The organism is Candidatus Schekmanbacteria bacterium (assembly GCA_003695725.1).
In the GTDB taxonomy this organism is placed as follows: Bacteria; Schekmanbacteria; GWA2-38-11; order GWA2-38-11; family J061; genus J061.
The window spans coordinates 1-9,770 of record RFHX01000366.1; the positions used below are offsets into that span (position 1 = coordinate 1).

General features: G+C 34.7%; 12 protein-coding genes. 2 read left to right on the forward strand and 10 right to left on the reverse strand.

Going from position 1 to position 9,770, the window contains the following annotated elements:
* Nucleotides 1-159 precede the first annotated feature (159 nt).
* Nucleotides 160-2,157, forward strand: a complete 1,998-nt coding sequence (locus D6734_13150) for a methyl-accepting chemotaxis protein (GenBank protein RMF92027.1) — start codon at nucleotides 160-162, stop codon at nucleotides 2,155-2,157.
* A 24-nt stretch (nucleotides 2,158-2,181) separates the two neighbouring features.
* Here the strand turns inward: D6734_13150 and D6734_13155 are convergent, their stop codons facing one another.
* The 6 genes from D6734_13155 to D6734_13180 all read right to left on the reverse strand — a co-directional run bounded on the left by D6734_13155 (nucleotide 2,182) and on the right by D6734_13180 (nucleotide 6,068).
* A complete protein-coding gene (locus tag D6734_13155; GenBank protein RMF92028.1) occupies nucleotides 2,182-2,820 on the reverse strand; it encodes a KH domain-containing protein in 639 nt (212 codons plus the stop codon).
* Nucleotides 2,817-4,517, reverse strand: a complete 1,701-nt coding sequence (locus D6734_13160) for a membrane protein insertase YidC (GenBank protein ID RMF92029.1) — start codon at nucleotides 4,515-4,517, stop codon at nucleotides 2,817-2,819. The genes D6734_13155 and D6734_13160 overlap by 4 nt, the downstream gene beginning before the upstream one ends.
* Nucleotides 4,518-4,554: 37 nt before the next feature.
* Nucleotides 4,555-4,764: a membrane protein insertion efficiency factor YidD gene (yidD, locus tag D6734_13165; protein ID RMF92038.1), complete on the reverse strand. Its 210-nt coding sequence runs from the start codon at nucleotides 4,762-4,764 to the stop codon at nucleotides 4,555-4,557.
* Between the two features lie 15 nt (nucleotides 4,765-4,779).
* On the reverse strand, nucleotides 4,780-5,151 hold the full coding sequence (rnpA, locus tag D6734_13170; protein ID RMF92030.1) for a ribonuclease P protein component: 372 nt from the start codon (nucleotides 5,149-5,151) through the stop codon (nucleotides 4,780-4,782).
* Nucleotides 5,152-5,289, reverse strand: coding sequence for a 50S ribosomal protein L34 (locus D6734_13175; GenBank protein ID RMF92031.1), 138 nt, complete (start codon nucleotides 5,287-5,289; stop codon nucleotides 5,152-5,154).
* 143 nt (nucleotides 5,290-5,432) lie between these two features.
* The gene (locus D6734_13180) at nucleotides 5,433-6,068 is read right to left on the reverse strand and encodes a threonylcarbamoyl-AMP synthase (GenBank protein ID RMF92032.1); all 636 of its coding nucleotides are present in this window, start codon (nucleotides 6,066-6,068) and stop codon (nucleotides 5,433-5,435) included.
* A 61-nt stretch (nucleotides 6,069-6,129) separates the two neighbouring features.
* Here D6734_13180 and D6734_13185 point away from each other — a divergent pair, with 61 nt between their 5' ends.
* Entirely contained in the window at nucleotides 6,130-7,101 is a 972-nt protein-coding gene (locus D6734_13185; GenBank protein ID RMF92033.1) for an ATP-binding cassette domain-containing protein, read from the forward strand.
* 9 nt (nucleotides 7,102-7,110) lie between these two features.
* Here D6734_13185 and D6734_13190 read toward each other — a convergent pair whose 3' ends face one another.
* From D6734_13190 to D6734_13205, 4 genes are all read right to left on the reverse strand, one after another.
* Nucleotides 7,111-8,253, reverse strand: coding sequence for a hypothetical protein (locus D6734_13190; GenBank protein ID RMF92034.1), 1,143 nt, complete (start codon nucleotides 8,251-8,253; stop codon nucleotides 7,111-7,113).
* Nucleotides 8,254-8,262: 9 nt separating this feature from the next.
* Nucleotides 8,263-8,493 (reverse strand): SPOR domain-containing protein, encoded by a 231-nt coding sequence (locus D6734_13195; protein ID RMF92035.1) that lies wholly within the window; start codon nucleotides 8,491-8,493, stop codon nucleotides 8,263-8,265.
* A 69-nt stretch (nucleotides 8,494-8,562) separates the two neighbouring features.
* On the reverse strand, nucleotides 8,563-8,769 hold the full coding sequence (locus D6734_13200) for a hypothetical protein (protein ID RMF92036.1): 207 nt from the start codon (nucleotides 8,767-8,769) through the stop codon (nucleotides 8,563-8,565).
* The coding region (locus tag D6734_13205) for an arginine--tRNA ligase (GenBank protein ID RMF92037.1) at nucleotides 8,769-9,770 on the reverse strand (1,002 nt) is incomplete at its 5' end. The genes D6734_13205 and D6734_13200, both read right to left, overlap by 1 nt.

A 9,770-nucleotide genomic window follows, 5' to 3' on the forward strand; every position in this document is an offset into this window, starting at 1 on the left:
TAATGAAAGTTCTTTGTCAATTTATTTATTGTTGGCTCTTAAAAAAGATAAATCAAAAATAATAATAAAAAAAAACAGATTTTTACCGATTGATACTTCAACACAAAAAGCAATCATTCAAATAGGAAGAAGTCCAAATAAGCCACTAACCGGAGGACGATGATGAAAAAGAAAAACTTTAAGATGAGGACTCTTCTTTCCCTTGGTTTTGCAATAACAATCTTGATGACTGAATTAGTCCTTCTTCATGCCATAAACCGCCTTGATAAAATATACAATACAACTTCTCATATATACAATGTTGAGTGGAATAAAGCGGGCACTGCAAGCGGACTTATAGACCTTGCCTGTAAAAACAGTGAAATGCAGAGATTAATCTTTCATTCAAAAAATCAAAAAGAGCTTCAATCTGCTTTGGCGAAAATAAAAACCAATATGATAACAAGCAGTAAACTTCTTCAATCTTTAAAGAATGAATCTCAAAGCGATGATGAGGCAAATGCACTTGCTAAAGTAGAAGAAGAGAAGACGAAGTATGAAAATTCCCTAAATAAAGCTCTTTCTCTTGCTTTGGAAAAAGGGAAAAGAAAAGAAGCGCGGGAAATCATTTTAAGTGAAACACAAAAACTTTTAAATGAATACAAATCTTCTCTGACAGCTTACACAATACTTCAAACTGAAAAGGTCAAAAATGCAGTTGCAAAATCTTATGAAAGCTATCGAAAATCTGTATATGCAATGATTTTATTTGGGATTGCTGCAATATTTATTGGAGTTGCGGCATCTCACTTTCTAATCCGAAAAATAGTCGTTCCAATCAATGATGCAGTAGATATAATGGAAAGAATCTCCGTAGGAGACTTTCCTGAAAGACTTGGTAAGACAGCGGTAAACGAAGCAGGCAGACTTAAAAATGCAATCAAAAAAGTTTTGATATCTTTAGGTGAAATTGCGCATGCAATAAAACGTTTAGCTGAAGGCGACACAACGATAAAACTAACGCCACTAAGTGATAAAGACATTCTTAGTAAATCAGTTATGGCAGTAAGTCATACAATAGAGTCTCTGACCGAAGAAACTACAAAGCTGACAGAATCAGCAAAAAATGGGAAGCTCGACATAAGAGGTAATGCAGAAAAGTTTAAAGGTGCATATAGAAAGCTTATTGAAGGGATAAATGAAACTATTGACAGTGCAGTCAAGCCCATTAACGAAACAACAAGAATCCTCGAGGAGGTAGCAAACAAAAATTTAACTGTCAGCGTGAAAGGAGATTATAAGGGAGACCATGCAAGAATTACAAATGCACTAAATAAAGCAATTGAAAACCTCAATAGCAGTATCAATAAGGTTTCAGTAGCATCAAAGGGAGTTGCATCGGAAGCCGCGCATCTCACAAATGCAGGACAAGTAATAGCTGAAGGTGCAATGCTTCAAGCAGAAGCGCTTGACAAAGTAACCAATAGATTAAAAGAAATTACAGACATAATAGCTGAAAATCTAAGTTACTCCAACAAAGCAAAAGAATTATCTCTATCATCTCGACAAAGTACAGAAAAGGGCAAAGAAAGTATTCAACGGCTTTCCTCCGCCATAGGAGAAATAAAGAATTCCTCAGACAAAACAGCAAAGATTGTTAAAACAATCGATGAGATTGCTTTCCAAACAAATCTTTTGGCACTTAACGCCGCTGTCGAAGCCGCACGCGCTGGTGAAGCTGGAAAAGGCTTTGCCGTGGTGGCGGAAGAAGTTAGAAATCTTGCCATAAAGAGTGCTGAAGCCGCTAAAAGTACTGCCCAATTAATTGAAGAATCAATTAAAAAAGCTGACATTGGAGTTGAGCTTAATCAGGAAGTTATCGAAAACTTGGAAGAGATAAATAACAATGTAATAGAAACGGCAAAAGTTGTTGAAAACATAGCTTCTGCATCTTCAAAGCAAAATCAACTAATTGAAGAAATAGATATAGCTGTGGAAGAAATCAACAGAATAACACAAAAGAATTCAGCTAATTCTGAAGAAACGGCAAGTTCTTGCGCTGAACTGTCCGGACAAGCAAGGGAAATGCAGAATATGGTTGAAGAGTTTAAAATCAAGGAACCTGAAAATATTAGCTTTGACAATACTCAAAAAACAACTCAATCGAATGCAGCTTGAATGGGAACAGAGTCTGAAAAAAATTCATTTTTGGCGGTTTTTTGGACTGGTAGTAGATATGACAACCCTTTTAAAATCTCCTGTGCCTATGCTTCGTGCTTTAATTCCATGATATCTTTTTATCAAACGATAAACAATTTTTCTCTCATCTATATACAACGCAGGTAAAGAAACTGTTTTTTTATTTTTCTTAACTTTTTCAACTGCTTTTTTGACTTCCCTATTCAGCAGATTTTTTCTTTTTTTGCGGTATGAATCAATATCGATTTCAACATTTATTTTACTGCCATTCCTATTTGACAATGCTTTAGTGAGAATATGCTCCATTGCATAGAGGGTTTCCCCCCTTCTGCCTATAAGATGAGAAGCATCCTTGGAAGAAATGTCAACCAAGAGTTTACCATCTTTTTTTTCCACTTTAATGTCCGCAGTAAATCCCATATCCTCAATTATTTTTTTGAGCAAAAACCTTGCTCTTTCTTCTGGACTAAGATTTATAACCTCCAATTGAATCTTGGCAGGCTTCGACATAAAGCCAAGAAACCCTTTTCTCCCTTTGTCAATAATCTCAGCTTTCACTTCATCGCGCAAAAAACCATACTTCTCCAAAGTATTTTCGATTGCTTCGTTGGCAGTTGCACCTTCACCAATATACTTCGTCACTTTTTATTCTCTCTCCCTTTCCTTCTCTTCTTTTTCTTCTTTGATTTCCCTTCCACTTCCTCTTCTTGAGAATCACTTTGTTTTGGCATAAGAAAATACTGCTGTCCTATTGTTAATATATTATTAACAGTCCAATAAATAACTAACCCTACTGGAAAGGACATAAACATAAATGTAAAAACTACAGGCATAATCATCATTATCTGTGCTTGGCGAGGGTCACCCGCACTTGGAGTCATCCTCTGTTGTATAAGCATCGTGATTCCCATCAATATGGGCGTAATATAATAGGGATCTTTCTGAGAAAGATCTGTTATCCACCAGATAAATGGTGCTCCTCTCAATTCTACGGAATTCAAAAGAACATTATAAAATGCTATAAAAACAGGAATCTGGAAAATCATTGGCAAACATCCGCCCATTGGATTGACACCGTATTCTTTATACAAAGCCATTGTCTCTTCATTCATCTTCTTGGGGTCTTTCTTATATTTATCACGAATCGCTTTTATCTGCGGCTGTATCTCTTTCATCTTCTGCATTGAAGTAAAGCTTTTTTGTGTAAGAGGAATAAAAATAATTTTGAGAATTATTGTGATAATTATTATTGAAAGACCATAATTCCCAATATAGGAATATATCCAGTTCAAGGCAATGAGAAGCGGTTTACCCAAAAATCCAAACCACCCAAAATCAACTGCATTTCCCAATTCGTTTTTCTCTAAAAGAGAATAATACTTTGGGCCAAAATAAAATGAATACTTTGTCTTTATTGATTCAAGGGGTTTAAGGTTTTTTATTACTGACTGAATGCTTACTGTAACCTTATCCTTCCCTTCTGGGAAAAAACCGGCAGAAAAATTTTTCTCAGGCAGTTTTATTGATGCAAGAAAATATTTGCTTTCAAGCCCTGTCCACCTGATATTGTTGGAAAAAACTTTTGCCTCTTTTAATTTCTCAATCTTTTCTCTAATAACCTTTCCTTGACTCTCAATTACAGGACCAACATGACCTCTATACCTATTATTACCTTCTTCTCCTAAAAGAAAAAAATGAGGACCTAAAAGAATCTGCTCCGAGATATTTATCTGTGATTCTGAATCATTTCTCAAACCTAACAGCATTTCCACTGTGTAATGGGAACCATCAATTTTGAATCTTTTTTCAACTTCAATGCCATCTTCAGTTACGGACTTGAATATGAGCTCTCTGCTTTCACTTTTTCCCAAAGAAATCTTAGAAGGACCTTCAAAAATAAAGGGCAAGGCATTGCTTCCATTCTCACTGGCAAGAAAAAGAGCTCCATAATATGAATCCTCAAAAAGCGTTATCGGCTCATCATCCTTCTTAAACTTCTTAAGAAATATTTTTTCTATATATGCACCCTTTTCTGAAAAAACAAATTTCAGTAGCTCTGTATCAACCTCTATCTTTCTATCCTGCTCTGCCGCCAATGATTTTATCTTCTGCTCAATTTTTTCTCTATCCACTTCCTTAATCTTAGAAGGCAATATGGGTGGTTTAGGTATTTCTGTTTCTTTACTCTCTTCAACGATTGCGCCTTTTTTTTGGGCAGGCAGTGCCTGTGAAATCTCTCCCTTCTTTTTTACTGGAGGCAGTTTTGGCATAAAATAATATTGATATGCCAGCATTATTGCTGCACTTAAAATTATAAAAAGAATTAATCGGAATCGCATCTTATAATATTTTTTCCTTTGCTAACAGTATGTAGTTTCATTCTATAGGGTCATAACCACTGCCGCCAAATGGATTACACCTTATAATTCTCTTTAGACTAACTAATGTTGCTTTAAAAAATCCATATTTCTGATATGCCTCTATCGCATAATTTGAACAACTTGGCTCAAAACGGCAGGAAGGAGCAAATAGAGGGGAAATAGTCAACTGATAAAGTCTTATCAATGATATAGGCAACGCTTTTATTATTTTCACTTCCCTCTACTCCTTAAAAAATTTTTCATTGGCAAGCAATTCCAAAAACTCTTTTTCTAACGCCTTAAATGTTTTCCCAATAATCTCTTTTTTGAAAATAATCAGAAAATCGTAACCGCAGGGTATCTTCTTTTTATTGAGTCTAAATAATTCTCTCAGTAGTCTCTTTGCGCGGTTTCTTTTTGGCGCAGAAGCTAATTTTCTATTAACGGAAAAACAAATTCTGCTGATAGACAAACCGTTTTTTACATATTTGATCTCAAAACTTTCAGCTCTAAGAATTTTGCCATATTTATATATCTGCCTAATATCCTTGGTATCAGATATTCGATATTCTCTTCCGAAGCCAAATTCTTTAGGCATTACAATCAATTTCAACTATGCAGTAAGAGAAGCCCTGCCTTTTGCTCTTCTTCTTTTAATAACATTTCTTCCCGCTTTTGTACTCATTCTCTTTCTGAAGCCATGTCTTCTTTTTCTTTTAAGATTACTTGGCTTGTTATGTGTAATAGACATTATTTACTCCTTTCGAATTTGCTATGGCATACTGTCTTCATCACTAACATTCTCTTAAAACGATGATACATAGCAAAGAATTAATCATATTGCAATAGTGAAATTGACAAGGCATAATTAAAGATATTATGTAGATTTTAATATTATTTTATTATTTTTTCTATTTCATTTTGTGAAATGAGACCTTCCCTTAGGATTTTATATCCATCCTTTCTTATCTCTATAACTGTTGAAAGTCCTTTGGATTGTGATTTTCCACCATCGATAACAATCTCTATTTTATCTTTAAAAGCTTCAATCACCTCTTCCGCACTTCGACACTCTTTCTCTAATGAGAAATTTGCGCTTGTAGCAGTAAGAAATCCCCCTATTTCATCTGCAATAGCCCTTGCAAAAGAATTTTCGGAAACTCTAATTCCTACCATCCCGTCTTTTGACATTATCCCTTTGGCAAAATTTATGCTCGACTCAGCAACAATGGTTAATGGGCCGGGCCAAAAATTTTCTACCAATTTTAAAACAACACCACTTTTAATTTTAAAGGCATTAATAGCAGTTTCTCTATTACCAGATATGACTGCAATGGGCTTACCTGCTTCTCTTCGTTTCAAAGAAATAATTCTCTCTACTGCGCCCTCATTGAATGCATCAGCTCCCAAGCCATAACAGGTTTCAGTTGGATAGGCTATTATGCCTCCCTTTTTAAGAAAATCACAGATTTCCTTAATCACTTTCTTTTCAGGTTTTTGGGTATCTGCAATCTTTACTATTTTAGTCATTTTTCAGCATTTCCCATAAAGTATCTTTATCATTTGTCTTTCTTGTAGTAAAAAGAAATTTATGAAAAATACTCTTCTTTCAATAAAAAATTTGAAAACATATTTCCCTTTGAGAAGCAATATCTTCTCCCAACGAAAAGGTTTTGTCTATGCTGTTGATGATGTTTCCTTAAATATAGAGGAGGGGGAAATCATAGGGTTAGTTGGCGAAAGCGGCTGTGGTAAAACAACGCTTGGCAGAACAATCTTAAAACTGATTGAGCCAACAGAAGGAAGAATAATATTTAGAGGCGAAGAGATAACATCATACAACAGCAAACAGATGAAACCTATTAGAAGGAAAATGCAGATGATTTTTCAGGACCCTTACTCATCACTTAATCCGAGAATGAAAATAGGAAAAATAATTTCAGAACCTCTCAAAATTCACAAAGCAGCTTCCAAAGGTGATATCCCAAAAATAACAGAAGAACTCCTTGAAACTGTCGGACTTTCACCGGAATATGCAAATCGCTATCCCCATGAATTTAGCGGCGGGCAAAGACAGAGGATTGGAATTGCAAGAGCTATTGCGCTCAAACCGGATTTAATTATAGCTGATGAGCCAGTATCGGCTCTCGATGTATCAATTCAGGCTCAGATTGTAAATTTGATGCTTGAATTAAAGGAAAAACTCAATTTGACATACATATTCATATCACACGACTTAAATCTCGTTAAATTCATAAGTGACAGGGTAGCAGTTATGTATTTAGGAAAAATAGTTGAAATGGGAACAAGTGAAGATATTTATAATACTCCCAAACATCCTTATACGAAAATACTGCTAAATTCTTCGCCTATACCAGACCCTAAAACAAAAAGAAAAAAGATTATAATTTCAGGTGATGTTCCAAGCCCTGTAAATCGTCCTTCAGGATGTCATTTTCATCCACGATGTCCAGAAAGGATGATGCCTCTCTGCTCTGAAAAGGCTCCCACCCTGAAAGAAATAGATACAGGACATTCCGTATCATGCCTTCTCTATGAATAAACAAACGATTTATTGACTAAACTCGTACTCTTTTAAAAGGACTTCATATTCCTGAATACCGAGAATTTCTGCTGTCTCTTTGGGAATAAGATGTTCAACAAGTCTGATAACAACACTTTTCACTGAAGAATCGCTGATAAAAGTAAAACCTCTTTTTTCATTAGGAAAAATCCTATTGTCTGATTTTATTTTTTCAGCGTCCCAAAAGAAGGGGACTTCCTCATTATTTTTATTTGCTAAAATAACACCTAAAATTTCTTCGCCTTCTAACACCTTTTTATTCTTTTCATTAAAAGCCATAACTTTTAGGCCAAGTCTTCTCAATCCGTGTGCAGAACCCGGAAGCAAATGGCCTATGCCACTATTTGTTAAATCAATTTTTATCTCACTTTTTCTCTTATCTTTTACAATCTTTGCGCCTATATCTATGGACTTGGAAATGAATTCTACACACTTATTCTCCTCATCAATTAAAAAAAAAATCTTCATAGGTCCATCAAAGGTATGATGATAATAAGTTTCCTCCATATCATCATATTTCACTGAATAAGGAGCCATATGACAATCTTGGCAATGTTTTCCTTTATTTCCATAACCGCTTTTTAGCCATTCAGCATAAACGGTATCTATTGTTAAGGTTTCTTTTAATCTATATTGATGGCATGTTGAACAAAATTTTGAATCATCGTGCAGGGGCGAATATACTCCCTCATGCAAATTAGTATCAGGAGATTTCAAAGTCCCCCTTTTCATCAATCCCGGTTCAAATTCATAGAAATCAAATTTTCCACCCTTGATAATCCTTTTCGCTGTATGGCAAAAATCACAAGGTATATTCTCTTTTGATAGTAGCAACTTAAATCCAAAATCACCATTCAAAAATGCCGCAGGAGAATGACACATCAGACATTCTTTCTTCTTCTCGTCAGGAGCAATTTCATAGAGCTTCTTAAAAATTTTATCATTCATTCCAAGCATCATTGCAGATGCCCGCCATTCCATATATTTGTTCTCATGGCAGGTAGCGCAGGCAGGAGATGGCTGAAATCCTGTTTCAGCAAAAACTTTAAAAGAAAAAAGAACTATACAAAAATAAGTTCCAAACAGAAAGACCGATAAATTAAAGCATATCTTCTCAAAAAAAATTTTCATTCGATATATCTAAATTTTAACAATTTTCCCCTTCAATCTTACATCGATTCTCAATTTTTCGAGTATTTCGACAGCATCTTTTTCTGATTCAAAAGAACCGATTCTTACAGAAAAGAACCATTTTCTATTCTCTTTTATTTTATCAACTCTGGCATCAAAGCCTTTTCTAATAAGCATTTCCATTTGGCTTTTCGCAAATTTCTCATTTTTAAAAAAGCCTGCTTCCACTGTATATTTCATTTTTTACAATTCCAATCGTTAAATGCACACTGTCTACTAATCCATTGATTTATGAATGAATCAAAAACACTACTTTTGTGAAGGAATTTTTTCAGTTGTTGCAACAGGAAGTTTCAACGCTTTGTTTAAAAGTGATTTTACAGGTTGTGCCAATAGAATGCCGACGATAATTCCCAAAATAAAGATAATTATACAAAGGCGCAAAGTATTCCTGTTGATTTCAATCCCTGAAAACCTTTTTTCCTTTATCCTTTCTTCATCAATAATCGACACCATTACATCCTTTCAGGTGCTTCAATATTTAGAAGCATAAGACCGTTTTTAATTACTTGTTGTATTGCTTTTATAAACTGAAGTCTTGCAATTGACAATTCTTTATCATCACTTAATATAGGATTTTCATAATAATATGCATGAAACATCCCCACAAGCTCTTTTAGATAAAAAGTAAGATGGTGCGGTTCAAAAGTAGTAGCAATAAGCTTAATAATCTCTTCAAAGGCATCGATCTTTTTTAAAATTTCTATCTCCTTTTTATTGCTGAGTTTCGTTAAATTTGCTTCCTTCAATTTGGCTGTATCCACACCTTTCTCTTTTGCTTTTCTAAAAATACTGCATATACGGGCATAGGCATATTGTATATAATAAACGGGGTTATTATTTGATTGTTCTTTTGCAAGAGTCAGGTCAAAATTCAAATGGGCGTCACTTTTTCTTTCAAGAAAAAAGTAACGCGCAGCATCTACTCCAACTTCCTCTAAAACCTCTCGTAGTGTTATAAATTCCCCTTCTCGTTTACCCATTGCCACAGGTTTGCCTTCACGTAACAGGTTTACCATTTGTATAAGAATAACCTTGAATTTCTCTGTATCATACCCCATCGCTTCAATAACAGACTTCATTCTTGCAATATAACCATGATGGTCAGCACCCCAAAGATTGATTATCAAATCGTAACCTCTTTCATATTTATCCTTGTGATAGGCAATATCAGATGCCAAATAAGTAGGTTCGCCATTTTTTCTTATTACGACTCTGTCTTTTTCATCTCCATATTTAGTTGAATTTAGCCATAATGCTCCGTTTTCTTCATAAACTGCGCCTTTCTGCTTAAGAAATCCAATTACTTTGGAAACTTCTCCATTTTTATGCAGTTCTTTCTCACTGTACCATTTATCAAATTTAACTCTAAAAAGAGTAAGGTCTTCCCTAATCATTGAAAGAATCTTTTCCTGAGCAATGGAGGAAAAAAATTCAACTTCCTTATTTGATAGAGA